The following is a 13,232-nucleotide window of genomic DNA, read 5'->3' as shown; positions in this document are numbered from 1 at the left end:
TCTATCATTATGGGTCTTATTTAAATTATAGCTGGAGCTTCCAACTCTATTTAAGATGCAAGAAACTCTGCGTAGTATTGATCAAAAGATGGATAAGGGAAAAAAACAGAATAGCCTTTTTAGTAGCGAATACAGGTCAAATGTTTTCGCTACATTTATATTACCGTCGCCTTTGTCTTATTTTTTATTATTTGAGCATAGAAAAGAGGAGGTTATTCCCTCCCCCCAACTTACTATATTGGTTGCTCTTTTTACCATTTGGCTTTTTTAGAAAACGGCCTAATATTTAAATAAGGTAGCAACTAATTCATAACCTGACCCAATTGTCCAAAAAAGAATGTAATCCCCTCGCTGGATACGCCCTGTTTCGATCCCTTCATATAAAGCAATGAAAGGGCTGCTTGTTCCGGTGTAACCGAAACGATCCCCAACATAAATGAGCTGTTCATCCTGAAGAGTATAGTGGTCCTGGATCTTAAGTATATTGCTTAAAGCAAACTGAGATAAGCAATAAGCTTTGATATCCTTGGTGGTTAAATGATTACGCTCTAAAATTTTGTTAAACATTTCATAGGTCGGTGGTAAGGCAATGCCACCATCGAATGGCAGCCAACTAATAGAAGAAACACTTCTATTTTCTAAAATACTTTTCGTTAAACCATCTTTAGGGAATCTGATCATATCACGGTTAATCGAATCGGTGAAATAAATCGAATCGATGAAACCAGTATCTTCTTCCTCGGTCTTTTCTAAGATAACTGCTGCAGCAGCATCTCCGTAACACGCATAAGTAATTTCCTCTTCAGGGTTACTGACGAGGGTGTTGTAATCAGATCCTATTATTAAGGCCTTACTTACATAAGGGTTCGCTTTCATGTAGTAGGAAGCCTGTTCAACGGCAACTGTCATACCAGCGCAATTTGCATTTGTATCCATGATAATGGTATCATGTTTGGCATCGATTGCATCATGTACATACGTCGCGTTTGAAGGAAATGTAGTTTCCGGTACCTGAGTTGTAAATACAATCAGGTCGATATCTTCTCCGGTTAGATTGGCTTTTTTAAGAACCTTTTTACTCGCATCAATCCCCATTGTTAATCCGTTTTCTTCTTCGTTATCAATAACATATCGATTTTCTCTGCCCATTACCTCTAAGAAGTGGGAAATATCTTTTTTCTCTTTAAAATGTTGGATGTAATAGTCGTTGTTTACTACTTTTTCAGGATGATAGATTTCGACTTCTTTAATTTTTATACTGGTCATTCTAGTTGAGTCTCCCCTTTATCTAATTACTATAGAGAAAAACATAAGCGATAACTGATATATATATTCTCATATAAAAAGGAAAAAACAAACTAAAGTGCTTTCTCCACAACTGGCCCCATTTGTTTAAACTTCAACAATTTTCGCGTTTTTCATTCCAACATTTCGCGCAAGACGGTGGAGTTGTAACTTTAAGATTGCATTGGATTTCGTATTAAATTGTACGGTTTTAAAGCCGGACTCATTATACATTTTAAAAGAGTTTTCCAGTTGCGGGATCATTTCCTGTCGTAAAATATCCATATTTGTACAATCAACTTCTAAGGTGAAGTTTTCAACATTTACTCTGGATACAGCGCTTTGATAATCCCGTACAAAATTTTGAACGTCTTCCTCTTTAAAACTGCCACGTACTGCCATTTCAATTGTATTTTTGTCATTTACAATGTTAATGTCATATTTTTTCATGTACATTCTCCTTTGATGAAAAATATCCCTGATTATTTCCCTGAATTATGCAACATATTGCGAACTTTTCATGAATGAATAATTGTATATCAATTATCTTCTTGTTTGTTAAAGCTTTGTGATATGTGGTGGGGTCAGTCAGTTCTCTTGCTTCAGGGGATCATAAACAAAAAGTAATTACCCAATGGTAACTCTTTATTTATCGGATAATTTACTTCATTTTTTAGGGTGTAGGTATGATAAGGTTGTCTCTGTTCCCTTAGCAATAAATCGAACATCAAGAATGATTTTCCGAAAAGCGCCTGAAATGGAAATTATAAAGAAGAATCCAACCGAATTTGCTTATTTTAGAAAAGTTAAGAAAACCATTGAGCAGTTAGGGGAAGAAGAAGTTCCAAAATATCTGGAGAAAGAAGAACCTTCTTCGTTTTTAAAAATTGCCAAAGAACAAGGATTAGAGCTAGACTACTTGATGTTTCTATCCTTTTCTACACAGGAATCCGGATTGGGGAATTGGTTGCTCTCAAATGGAAAGATGTAGATTTTATTAACCACACGATTAACATTACTAAAACTAATTACAACCCAAATACACGACGAAAAATAGTTTGGGATGAAGATGTAATAAGTATTTTGAAGAAACATAAAGAAATTCAAGATCAAGTCATCAAGGATATAGGGGATGATTATTATAATAAAGACTTCATCTTTGCAAAAATGGAGCGACAGCATGGTTTTCCAATTGTAGTTAAGGCTATTCAAAATCGAATGACAAGGCTGTTAAAGATTTCTGGTTTGAATCCGGATTTAACACCACATTCATTAAGGCAAACACATACATCTCTTTTAGCCGAGGCAGGTGTAGCTCTTGAGCAAATAATGGATAGACTCGGTCATTCAGATGATCAAATAACAAAAGATGTTTATTTCCGTTTAACACAAGAAATGAAAAAAGAAGCTTCCCAAAAGTTTGCTCAACTCATGAGAAGCCTCAATTAAAATCCTCAATGTTAACAAAATGTTAACATCACACTTTCATCTTATATAAAACCCACTCATATCAAGGGTTGAGGGGGGCGGTATTACATCATGCCGCCCATTCCGCCCATGCCGCCGCCCATGTCAGGCATTCCGCCACCAGCGTTGTCTTCTTCTGGTAGGTCAGCAACAACAGCTTCAGTTGTTAGGAACATAGCAGCTACAGATGCAGCGTTTTGAAGTGCAGAACGAGTAACCTTAGTTGGGTCAACAATACCTGCTTCAACCATGTTTACCCATTCGCCAGAAGCAGCATTGAAACCAATACCTACTTCTTCACCCTTCAAGCGCTCTACAATAACAGATCCTTCTAGACCAGCGTTGTGAGCAATTTGACGTACAGGCTCTTCAAGAGCACGTAGGACAATGCTTGCACCAGTTGCTTCATCACCTGTAAGTTCTAATCCAGCTACGCTGTTGTAGATGTTTACAAGTGCAGTACCACCACCAGAAACAATACCTTCTTCTACTGCAGCACGAGTAGAGTTAAGCGCATCTTCAATACGTAGTTTACGCTCTTTAAGTTCTGTTTCAGTTGCAGCACCAACCTTGATTACAGCTACACCGCCACCTAGCTTAGCTAAACGCTCTTGTAGTTTTTCTTTATCAAATTCAGAAGTTGTTTCTTCTAATTGAGCACGGATTTGGCCAATACGAGAAGAAATCGCATCTGCTTCACCAGCACCCTCAACAATGGTTGTGTTTTCTTTTGTTACAACAATTTTAGAAGCACGACCTAGGTGCTCAATGGAAGCACTCTTTAGATCGAAACCAAGATCTTCTGTGATCACTTGACCACCAGTTAGAGTTGCAATATCTTCTAGCATTGCTTTACGACGGTCACCAAAGCCAGGAGCCTTAACAGCCACTGCGTTGAATGTACCACGTAGTTTGTTCACTACTAATGTAGCAAGTGCTTCACCTTCTACATCCTCAGCAATGATTAAGATTGGCTTGCTTTGTTGAACAACTTGCTCTAGTACTGGTAGAACTTCTTGGATGTTAGAAATCTTTTTATCTGTGATTAAGATGTATGGATCCTCAAGTTCAGCTTCCATTTTATCTTGGTCAGTAACCATGTATGGAGAAGCATAACCGCGATCAAATTGCATACCTTCTACTACTTCTAGCTCTGTGTCAAAGCCTTTTGATTCTTCAATGGTAATAACACCGTCGTTTCCAACGCGTTCCATTGCTTCAGCAATCAATTGACCTACCTTATCATCACCAGAAGAAATAGAGGCTACTTGAGAAATAGATTCTCTTCCTTCAATTGGGTTAGAAATACCTCTTAATTCTTTAACTGCAACCTCAACCGCTTGTTCAATACCACGGCGTACACCAACTGGGTTTGCACCTGAAGCAACGTTCTTAAGCCCCTCTTGAATCATTGCTTGAGCAAGTACAGTAGCTGTAGTCGTACCATCACCAGCTACATCATTTGTTTTCGATGCAACTTCAGATACAAGCTGTGCACCCATGTTTTCAAAGTTATCTTCAAGCTCGATTTCCTTTGCAATCGTAACACCATCATTGGTGATTAGTGGAGAACCAAACTTTTTATCAAGTACCACGTTACGTCCTTTTGGTCCAAGGGTAACTTTAACAGCATTTGCTAATGTATCAACTCCACGAAGCATTGCGCGACGCGCGTCTTCACTAAACTTTAACTCTTTAGCCATGAATATGCCCTCCTTATAATTTACAAATTATGATATGAAAAAATGTTCCTCGTCCAAATTAGCCAATAACAGCTAAAATGTCACTCTCACGAAGAATTAAGTATTCTTTACCTTCATATTTCACTTCTGTGCCAGCATACTTTGAGTAGATTACAGCATTTCCTTCAGCAACTTCTAGTGCTACACGTTCTCCATTGTCAGTTACTCGTCCTGAACCTACTGCAACTACTTTCCCTTCTTGCGGCTTTTCTTTTGCAGAATCAGGAAGTACAATCCCACTTGTTGTTGTTTCTTCTTGCTCTACTACTTCGATAACAACACGATCACCTAGTGGCTTTAACATATTGAAACCCTCCTCAAATTCATTCCTTTTATTTTGTTAGCACTCATTTAAAGTGAGTGCTAATTTCAATTATTATAATAATGAATTTCTTTTCATAATGCAAGTGTTGTTTATTATTTTTTTTGGTTAACTCTCATAAGTCTTTATTTTTATAATCATTATTTTTCCTATATAATGAGAAAGTGAAATCCAACTCTATATTGTCCATAAAGTAATATGTTTAAAACAAGAAAAATATATTATTATTTATAGCACTCTGTATTTGAAATATTGGTATAAAGGAGTCGTCTTAATTGCCGAGAAGATATTGGTATGTTATTTTAACTTATGTTATTGGACTATTATCCGGGGTCATTGGTGGCCCTTTACTTGTGGCACTAGGGGTACCTATGGAACAGGTTTCTGGTGTTTGGTCGATTATTGTGTTTCCAATCATGGCTATTGTGATTATTCAACTATTACGTCCTGATATGAAACAAGCCCGTGAACAGCGCTCCATTAGTACTGGGCATAAAATCCTGTGGGTGATTGGTGGATTTTTCTTAGTTTTAGCTGCTAATTATTCAGCTGCGATGATTGAATTAGCGCTAGGAATTGAACCAGGATCAGATAATACCGCTAATTTAATGAATATTGCACGAGACCTTCCACTGTTTTTAATCGTTACGGCTATTTTAGCACCGTTATTAGAGGAAGTTGTCTTTAGAAAAATCATTTTTGGATCCATCTACAAAAAGTATAACTTTTTTATTGCTGCTATTATTTCGGCAATCATCTTCGGTATCTTACATCAAGAGCCAGAGCATCTACTCATTTATACATCTGTTGGAATGGTATTTGCCTTTGTTTATGTCAAAACGAAAACCATACTAGTTCCAATCCTAATCCACGTTTCCATTAATACGTTTGTATTTTTGATACAATATAACGTAACAGAAGAGGATATAGAAAGAATGAGAGAGGAGCTTGAACAGCTCCAAACTATTTTAATCGGAGGCTAAAACTTTTATGAGAGCATCACCTTTATTTATGTCAGCCTTATACTTATTTATGGGGGTTGTATTTACTTACATTGCTACTCAGAGTGTAGAAGAGACAATCTGGAATTTTACAACCATCATACTTGTTGTGGTTGCTACCTTTGATTTTGCTGTCGCCATACGTTTAATTAAGCTTCATTATAGAATTAAAAATGCAAAAAATAATAAAAAATAAAAAGCTAGCTCTTAGGAGTTAGCTTTTTTATGCTTTAGATGCGATCAACTCTCTGGATCTTGCTCCACTTGTTCTTCCTCATCTAAGGGGTAATGTTTTAAAAAATAGGCTAATGATTGCAATTCAACAGATAAATCAATATGGTGAATGCGAATGTGAGGTGGAACCGTAATACGGGCTGGTGTAAAGTTTAAAATTCCTTCCACGCCTGCCTTCACAACTCGTTCTGCCATAGGCTGTGCAGCTTGGGCCGGAACTGTTAAAATGGCAATCTGAATGTCCTTTCCAATCTTGTCCTCTATATCATCAATATGATAGACGGGTACCCCACCAATTTCAGTCCCCACTTTTTCCATACTTGTATCAAAGGCCATCTCCATTTTGGTATTGTTATTTTTCGTAAAGTTATAATTTAAAAACGCAGTACCTAGATTCCCAACACCTATTAAGGCGACCTTGGTCGTATCATCATGCTCTAATGCTTCGCGGAAAAAGGTTAATAAATAATTGACGTTGTAACCGTATCCTTTTTTACCTAATGCTCCGAAATATGAGAAGTCTCTCCGAATTGTGGCTGAATCCACTTTTACCGCTTCACTTAACTCTTTTGAAGATACTCTTGCCTTGCCCTGATTATATAAGTTGTTGATAAAACGATAATAGAGAGGAAGTCGTTTCGCTGTTGCCTGTGGTATCTTGTGATTTCCGTTATTGGACATTGTCATCCCCCTAGTTGTGCTAAAATTATCTATGGTAACATCTCTAATCTTGCTATCTAGTTTCTAATTAAGATACACTTAATCACGTTGAGGTGAATAATTTCATGATATTAATGCAAGTAAATCATATAGAAAAATATTTTGGTGCTGACCTTATTTTATCGAATATTAAATTAGAAGTACATAGCCAAGACCGTATTGCCATTGTTGGTCGGAATGGCGCAGGAAAATCGACACTGTTAAAAATCATGGCAGGTGATATGTCGTATGACGGTGGTGAAATCCTGCAACCCAGGGATACCACCCTAGGTTATTTGGCTCAAAATACAGGACTGGAATCCTCCTTAACCATTTGGGAGGAGATGGAATCTGTCTTTAGTCATTTAAAAAAAATGGAAAAGACGATTCGTGAGATTGAATTAAAAATGGGTGACCCTGACCTTATTCAAGACGAAACAGCCTATCAACAGCTATTAGCTGATTATGACCAAAAGCAAGAAGAATTTAAACGGATGGGCGGGTTTGAATACGAGGCTGATATCAAAAGTATTTTAACTGGCCTTAAGTTTCATAACGTTAATACTCCGATAAATACATTAAGTGGTGGTCAAAAAACGAGGCTTGCTCTTGGAAAACTGCTATTGTCAAAGCCTGACATTCTCATTTTAGACGAGCCAACCAACCACTTAGATATAGGTACGTTAGATTGGTTGGAGCAGTATCTTCAAGGCTATCAGGGTGCGGTCGTCATTGTTTCTCACGATCGCTATTTCCTAGATAAAACCGTGAACGTTGTGTATGAAATCTCCTTTCAAACATCAAAAAAATATAATGGGAACTACAGTGATTATCTTGTACAAAAGGCAGAGGATTACGAGCAAAATGTAAAACAATATGAAAAGCAGCAATCTGAAGTCAAAAAGCTGGAGGAATTTATCCAAAAAAATATCGTTCGAGCTTCCACCACGAAACGAGCTCAAAGTAGACGTAAAAAGCTCGAAAAAATGGAGCTTATGGACAAGCCTATGCTTGAAAACCAATCAGCTAAATTCTCCTTTGACATTAACCGACAAAGTGGAAATGATGTTTTAAAAATCAATGATGTATCCTTCCGCTACCCATCAACAGATGATGACATTTTCCAACATGTAAATTTAATGATTCATCGCGGTGATCGCATCGGTCTTGTCGGCCCAAATGGGATAGGAAAGTCTACTCTTCTAAAAACAATAATAGGATCCCTTAAGCCTAGCCATGGCAGTATCCAACATGGAACGAATGTACAAATCGGCTATTATGATCAAGAACAGACCAACCTTTCCAATGATAAAACGGTTTTACATGAATTATGGGATGAATATCCATCCAAGCCCGAAAAAGAAATTCGAACCGTTTTAGGGAATTTCTTATTTTCCGGCGATGATGTGCTAAAGCCTGTCCCATCCTTAAGTGGTGGCGAAAAGGCTAGGTTAGTTTTAGCCAAGCTCATGCTTCAAAAAGCCAACTTTTTAATCATGGACGAACCGACAAACCATTTAGATTTGGATAGTAAAGAGGTATTAGAATCAGCCCTGGCAGATTTTCCTGGAACAATCCTTTTCGTCTCCCATGACCGGTACTTTATTAATCGGATTGCCACCACCATTGTTGAAATGTCGAAAACAGGCACCCAGGTTTATTTAGGTGATTACGACTACTATTTGAGTAAGAAGCAAGAGGAAAAAGAAATACAGGAGCTAAATGCTCTAGAGAATAAGCCTCAGGAAGTTCAAGAGGATAAACACCAATTTTTCCAGGATAAGGCCCAGAAACGCGAATTACGAAAGATACAAAGACGAATAGATGAATTAGAAAAACAAATTCAAGAGATAGAAGAGAAAATGGAAGCCAATGAACAGGATATGATTAAGCCTGAATTCTTAAATGATCATGAGAAATTACAGGAGTTAACAAAGGAAAATGAACATCTATCGAGTCAGCTTGAGGAGTTTTTAGAGGAGTGGACCGAATTACAAGAGGAATTAACAACGGATTAATGGATGTCTCCACAGGATGGGGACATCTTTTTTCATGACTTTTGTCAAAGCATATAGGGTTTCGTCCGTTTTTGTCATTTTCTCTTTAGTTATGCACAGTTATTCACAGACTTGTACACATTAAACACATAGTTGTTATCCTATTCACAGGAGTTATCCACTTTATCCACAAACAAATCCAATGTTATCCACATATTTTATTCACATACTGAAAGCTGGCATGGAAGGATTTTTGTTCGTTTGTACACATATGTATATTTGAGCTGTGTATAGCTGCAGAACCATTAAAAAAACCCCAGTTCATCTCAAACTGGAGTTTTCTTAGAGCGTTTTGCATATTTTTCTAAGCTTAATGAAGGATTAGCATTTAAATCTAATTTAGCCCGATGTCCTTGTTCATAAGCAATACTTGCTGCGGCACCGATCATAGCAGCGTTATCGGTACAGAGGTGAAAAGGAGGGATTAATAATTCCAAATCCTTCTCAGCTGAAAATTTTTCCTCTAAAGCCTTCCGTAGGCCTTTGTTGGCTGCTACACCACCAGCGACAATCAATTGTTTGACCCCATATTCCTTAGCAGCCCGATACGTTTTCTCAACTAAAACATCAATGACACTAGCCTGAAAGCTTGCAGCAAGGTTTACATCTGAGAGCTCCTGCCCTTTTTGTTTGGCATTGTGAAGAGTATTCATCACAGCTGTTTTTAAACCACTGAAGCTGAAATCATATGAATCTTCATGAAGTAAGGCTCTCGTAAATTGAAACTGGTCTTCACCTTCCTGAGCAAGTCGGTCGATATGCGGACCTCCTGGATAAGGCAGTCCAAGGGTTTTAGCGACTTTATCATAGGCTTCCCCTGCTGCATCATCCCGTGTTTCCCCAATCACTTCAAATTCTCCATGGTCCCTCATTAAGATTATCTCTGTATGTCCACCTGAAACAACTAAAGAAAGGAGTGGAAATTGAAACTCTTCCACAAGTCGGTTAGCGTAAATATGGCCTGCTATGTGATGGACCCCAATCAACGGCTTTTGATGGGCAAAGGCAAGGGATTTAGCCGCAGCTACGCCAATTAGTAATGCACCAACTAGGCCTGGGCCTTCTGTTACTGCTATTGCATCTATTGCGTTCATATCCATGTTCGCTTTTTGCAGCGTTTCTTCTAGGACGATTGTGATTTGCTCAATATGGTGCCTTGAAGCGATTTCTGGAACGACTCCACCAAAACGTTTATGACTGTCTATTTGTGATGCGACTACATTGGAAACCACTTCACATCCATTTTTAATAATCGACATAGCAGTCTCATCACAGCTTGTCTCAATTGCCAATATAAATTGATCTTTTTCCATTATAATTTCACCCACATTACAATTGCGTCTTCTTGATTATCCACATAATAGTTTTTTCTAACCCCAACAGGTACCATCCCATATTTTCGATATAGCTTTTGTGCCACAATATTAGAAATACGAACCTCTAGCGATAGCTCCTTGGCATTTAATTCTGTTGATTCTTTAACTACATGAGCAAAAAGCCTATCACCATAATTGTTCCCTCTATATTCTGGGAGAATCGCAATATTGGTAATCTGTGCGGCCTCATAGACCACCCATAATCCACAATATCCAAAAATCCTTTCATCTTGACCAATGATATAGTAATGAGCGAATTCATTTTTATGTAATTCCGTCTCGAAGGCATCCAGATCCCATGGGGTTGTAAAGGTAACCCTTTCAATTTCCATCACTTGTGAAAGGTCCGCCTCTCTCATTGGTCGAATAAATAAATTATTCATGGTTCTGTTTCTCCTGATTTTTCTCTAACCATTTCGCCTCGGCCTCAGCTAAACGTAAATAATTCGGAACCACTTGGTGGGCATCAACAGCTCTTTTTTTCTGGGCCACATAGCCTAATGCAGCTGCTCTAGGTACATTCAGATAGGGCGGGGAAAATAAAGCTTGTTCCCCTAGTACCTCTTCAATCGTTTCCCTGTGGAGAGATACATCATTACTAATAAACAAAACCTTTTCATTCAGTTCTTTTAGTCTTTCTAGCCAATCAGTAAATAAAATATTTTCCTCATCCCATACCTCTTCTAACTCTTCACCATTTGATTGATATAAACCAGCGTACACTCGACCTCTTCTTGCATCAAAAAATGAACAAATCTTTCCCTCAAAAGGCAACCCGTTAAAGGCTGCGATATTTAAGCTAGAAACAGGTACAATGGGGATGTTTAAACTATAGGCCATGGTCTTCGCAGTCGTTACACCGATTCTGACCCCTGTAAAGGAACCTGGTCCCTGAGCGACTGCAACCAAATCCAGATCACTTGGTGTTAAACCAGCTTCTTTCATGGCTGTGTGAATAGCTGGCATAAGACGAACAGAATGATTTTTCTTTACATTTGTGGTGTAATCAACAACGACTTCCTGTTGATTTAAAACAGCCACACTCATAACTTGATTGGATGTATCGATTGCTAGCACTTTCATTCCGTTAACTCCCTACACATTTTTTCGAACCTTTGACCCTGAGGAAGTAATTCAATAATTCTTCCATCTTGCTCCTGATATGTAATCTCTATATTTAGACGTTCCTCTGGTAAGTAGTCTGCAATAAATTTTGCCCATTCTACCACTACTATCCCATCACCTTCAAAATACTCATCAAAGCCTAAATCCTCTTCATTGTGCTCCAATCGGTAAGCATCAATATGATATAGAGGTAAATCGCCTTCATATTCCTTTACAATCGTAAAGGTCGGACTATTAACGGTTCTTTTAATATTTAGTCCTCTAGCTAGTCCCTTGGTAAATGTTGTTTTCCCAGCACCTAAATCTCCCTCCAGCGTAATCACATCACCTGGCTGTAATTTATTCGCTAAATTGGCGGAAAAATTCATGGTTTCTTCAGGACTACTAGTAGATATCTTAAATGACTTCATAATATCACCTATTCTATTGCTTATGGACATAGCCTGTTTTCCTTAGGATTTGTTTCTCTTGTTGAGCATGTAAATAAACCTGACTATTTTGTCCCTCTTTTTTGACATAACCAACTTTTGTGACCTTAGTATTCGTGCTATGGGCCGCATCTTGAACAACAGGCCAATCCTTTTCAGCCACTGTTCCAATTAATTCAAAGTCTTCCCCACCTGAAAGCACCCATTCATTCTGCTGATCAAATGGAAACTCTTTTAATTCGTCTCTTATAGGTAGTAAATGATAGTCGAGATGAATTTCCACGTTAGATGCTTCAGCAACTTCATTTGCCTCACTAGCAATGCCATCACTGATATCATTTAAGCATAGTCGGTTTAACATTTGCAGTTTTTCAGCAAAATGAACACGAGGTTCAGGCAGTTGGTGTCGTTTCGTAAAATATTGCGCACCGTCTGAGCTGTACTTTTCCCCAAATAATAAATGTAAACCATATGCAGAGTCACCTAAGTGGCCAGTAACAAACACAATATCTCCTTCACGAGCATGACTGCGGAGTCTACTCCGTCCGTTTGGCACAAACCCAAACACTGTTACCGTAACGACTAATTGATTACCTGATACTGTATCTCCACCTATTAAATCCATTCTATATTTCTTAGCATGGTCACTCATTCCTCGATAAATTTCCTTTAGTTGATTATCGGACCAATGAGAGGGAATAACGATTGAAACCATATAATAGGCGGGATTACTCCCCATAGCCGCTAAGTCACTTATATTAGCTCCTAACACACGATAACCAATATGATAGGGCTTCATCGTTTTTAAACTAAAATGAACATCCTCTACCATTGTATCAACGGCAGTAACGATTTCCAAACCACTTTCTGGACGTACTACCGCCGCATCATCGCCTATGCCTTTCATCAAGGAGGACTGTCTATAGTAATTAGGGGTAATGGATTCAATAAATTTAAATTCATCCATAAATGTAAACTCCTTAGAGGGTAATTTATCCTAATCATAGCAAAAAATATAGCTGGACTAAAACGTAAAGGAGATTAGTTGATAAGAGATTGTATTTCTTTGTAAATTATAAAAACCTTAGGAAAATCCTAAGGTTTGTGTAAGCATTGTATGTATTTATAATGGCGGTCCGGACGGGACTCGAACCCGCGACCTCCTGCGTGACAGGCAGGCATTCTAACCAACTGAACTACCGGACCATTGGTTGCGGGGGCAAGATTTGAACTTGCGACCTTCGGGTTATGAGCCCGACGAGCTACCAGACTGCTCCACCCCGCGATAGTACAAAAGCTAATAGTAGCTTATGCAATAGATATAAAATTTATAGCCCAGCAGCGTCCTACTCTCGCAGGGGAAAAACCCCAACTACCATCGGCGCTGGAGAGCTTAACTTCTGTGTTCGGAATGGGAACAGGTGTGACCTCTCCGCCCTTGCTACTGGACATATGTTTTTGAAGTTTTTTTAGTAACTTCAAAACTAGATAAGAAGT

15 protein-coding genes, 2 tRNA genes and 1 rRNA gene are annotated in these 13,232 nt (G+C 38.3%); 5 read left to right on the top strand and 13 right to left on the bottom strand.

Annotation, left to right across the window (positions count from 1 at the left end):
* Nucleotides 1-279: 279 nt before the first annotated feature.
* Together GH754_RS13645 and GH754_RS13640 are read right to left on the bottom strand one after the other, a co-directional pair.
* Nucleotides 280-1,266, bottom strand: a complete 987-nt coding sequence (locus tag GH754_RS13645; RefSeq protein ID WP_153729249.1) for a 3-oxoacyl-[acyl-carrier-protein] synthase III C-terminal domain-containing protein — start codon at nucleotides 1,264-1,266, stop codon at nucleotides 280-282.
* Between the two features lie 126 nt (nucleotides 1,267-1,392).
* Nucleotides 1,393-1,734 carry a hypothetical protein gene (locus GH754_RS13640; protein ID WP_153729248.1) on the bottom strand — a complete coding sequence of 114 codons (342 nt, stop codon included), beginning with the start codon at nucleotides 1,732-1,734 and terminating at the stop codon, nucleotides 1,393-1,395.
* A 307-nt stretch (nucleotides 1,735-2,041) separates the two neighbouring features.
* Here GH754_RS13640 and GH754_RS13635 point away from each other — a divergent pair, with 307 nt between their 5' ends.
* Both GH754_RS13635 and GH754_RS19475 read left to right on the top strand, forming a co-directional pair.
* On the top strand, nucleotides 2,042-2,275 hold the full coding sequence (locus tag GH754_RS13635) for a hypothetical protein (RefSeq protein WP_153729247.1): 234 nt from the start codon (nucleotides 2,042-2,044) through the stop codon (nucleotides 2,273-2,275).
* Entirely contained in the window at nucleotides 2,188-2,733 is a 546-nt protein-coding gene (locus tag GH754_RS19475; protein WP_323742041.1) for a tyrosine-type recombinase/integrase, read from the top strand. Before GH754_RS13635 ends, GH754_RS19475 begins: the two co-directional genes overlap by 88 nt.
* A gap of 83 nt (nucleotides 2,734-2,816) precedes the next feature.
* On the opposite strand, the gene groL is transcribed toward GH754_RS19475, so the two are convergent.
* Nucleotides 2,817-4,454: a chaperonin GroEL gene (gene groL, locus GH754_RS13625; protein WP_153729245.1), complete on the bottom strand. Its 1,638-nt coding sequence runs from the start codon at nucleotides 4,452-4,454 to the stop codon at nucleotides 2,817-2,819.
* A gap of 58 nt (nucleotides 4,455-4,512) precedes the next feature.
* Entirely contained in the window at nucleotides 4,513-4,797 is a 285-nt protein-coding gene (gene groES, locus GH754_RS13620) for a co-chaperone GroES (protein ID WP_153729244.1), read from the bottom strand.
* Between the two features lie 293 nt (nucleotides 4,798-5,090).
* Here groES and GH754_RS13615 point away from each other — a divergent pair, with 293 nt between their 5' ends.
* Entirely contained in the window at nucleotides 5,091-5,798 is a 708-nt protein-coding gene (locus GH754_RS13615; protein WP_153729243.1) for a CPBP family intramembrane glutamic endopeptidase, read from the top strand.
* A 7-nt stretch (nucleotides 5,799-5,805) separates the two neighbouring features.
* Nucleotides 5,806-6,012 (top strand): YdiK family protein, encoded by a 207-nt coding sequence (locus GH754_RS13610; protein WP_153729242.1) that lies wholly within the window; start codon nucleotides 5,806-5,808, stop codon nucleotides 6,010-6,012.
* 44 nt (nucleotides 6,013-6,056) lie between these two features.
* Here GH754_RS13610 and GH754_RS13605 read toward each other — a convergent pair whose 3' ends face one another.
* Complete coding sequence (locus GH754_RS13605; RefSeq protein WP_153729241.1) at nucleotides 6,057-6,731, bottom strand: redox-sensing transcriptional repressor Rex; 675 nt, start codon at nucleotides 6,729-6,731, stop codon at nucleotides 6,057-6,059.
* A gap of 104 nt (nucleotides 6,732-6,835) precedes the next feature.
* Between GH754_RS13605 and GH754_RS13600 the strand changes: the two genes are divergently transcribed.
* A complete protein-coding gene (locus tag GH754_RS13600) occupies nucleotides 6,836-8,767 on the top strand; it encodes an ABC-F family ATP-binding cassette domain-containing protein (protein WP_153729240.1) in 1,932 nt (643 codons plus the stop codon).
* 305 nt (nucleotides 8,768-9,072) lie between these two features.
* On the opposite strand, the gene tsaD is transcribed toward GH754_RS13600, so the two are convergent.
* The 8 genes from tsaD to rrf form a co-directional block, all read right to left on the bottom strand.
* Nucleotides 9,073-10,119, bottom strand: coding sequence for a tRNA (adenosine(37)-N6)-threonylcarbamoyltransferase complex transferase subunit TsaD (gene tsaD / locus GH754_RS13595; protein WP_153729239.1), 1,047 nt, complete (start codon nucleotides 10,117-10,119; stop codon nucleotides 9,073-9,075).
* Complete coding sequence (rimI, locus tag GH754_RS13590; protein ID WP_153729238.1) at nucleotides 10,119-10,565, bottom strand: ribosomal protein S18-alanine N-acetyltransferase; 447 nt, start codon at nucleotides 10,563-10,565, stop codon at nucleotides 10,119-10,121. The genes tsaD and rimI overlap by 1 nt, the downstream gene beginning before the upstream one ends.
* Complete coding sequence (gene tsaB, locus GH754_RS13585) at nucleotides 10,558-11,265, bottom strand: tRNA (adenosine(37)-N6)-threonylcarbamoyltransferase complex dimerization subunit type 1 TsaB (protein ID WP_153729237.1); 708 nt, start codon at nucleotides 11,263-11,265, stop codon at nucleotides 10,558-10,560. The genes rimI and tsaB overlap by 8 nt, the downstream gene beginning before the upstream one ends.
* Entirely contained in the window at nucleotides 11,262-11,717 is a 456-nt protein-coding gene (gene tsaE, locus GH754_RS13580; protein ID WP_153729434.1) for a tRNA (adenosine(37)-N6)-threonylcarbamoyltransferase complex ATPase subunit type 1 TsaE, read from the bottom strand. The genes tsaB and tsaE overlap by 4 nt, the downstream gene beginning before the upstream one ends.
* A gap of 13 nt (nucleotides 11,718-11,730) precedes the next feature.
* The gene (thiL, locus tag GH754_RS13575) at nucleotides 11,731-12,702 is read right to left on the bottom strand and encodes a thiamine-phosphate kinase (RefSeq protein ID WP_153729236.1); all 972 of its coding nucleotides are present in this window, start codon (nucleotides 12,700-12,702) and stop codon (nucleotides 11,731-11,733) included.
* 162 nt (nucleotides 12,703-12,864) lie between these two features.
* Nucleotides 12,865-12,941 (bottom strand) — tRNA-Asp (locus GH754_RS13570).
* A 2-nt stretch (nucleotides 12,942-12,943) separates the two neighbouring features.
* Nucleotides 12,944-13,020, bottom strand: a tRNA-Met gene (locus GH754_RS13565).
* A gap of 48 nt (nucleotides 13,021-13,068) precedes the next feature.
* A 5S ribosomal RNA gene (gene rrf / locus GH754_RS13560) occupies nucleotides 13,069-13,184 on the bottom strand.
* Nucleotides 13,185-13,232: the final 48 nt, after the last annotated feature.

Source organism: Salinibacillus xinjiangensis (assembly GCF_009649735.1).
Lineage (GTDB): Bacteria > Bacillota > Bacilli > Bacillales > Alkalibacillaceae > Salinibacillus > Salinibacillus xinjiangensis.
This window is presented reverse-complemented; position numbering and strand designations above follow the sequence as displayed.